Genomic DNA, 280 nt, shown 5'->3' on the forward strand with positions numbered 1-280 from the left:
TGAAATAATAAGTAGCGACCAGGTTGTAGATTTTGGATGTGGAAAAGGACGATTAAATTTTTACATGCACCATAAGTGTGGTGCTTCAGCAGGTGGAATTGAAATGAATGAAGAGTTTTATAAAGAAGCAATGGATAATCTTGAGCGCTATGCACGAAAGGTAAGAAACAGTAAAGATAAAATTGGGGTTGAATGCTGTTTAGCGCAAGAATATGAGATTGATCCACGTGATAATCGGTTTTATTTCTTCAATCCATTTTCTGTACAAGTGTTTATGAAC

The 280-nt window shown here is 35.4% G+C and carries 1 protein-coding gene; it reads left to right on the plus strand.

Translation table 11 applies throughout. From position 1 onward, the window contains the following. The coding region (locus ACSG5Z_RS32430; protein ID WP_503827200.1) for a class I SAM-dependent methyltransferase at positions 1 to 280 on the plus strand (280 nt) is incomplete at both ends.

This window comes from Bacillus pretiosus, assembly GCF_051294775.1.
Lineage (GTDB): Bacteria > Bacillota > Bacilli > Bacillales > Bacillaceae_G > Bacillus_A > Bacillus_A wiedmannii.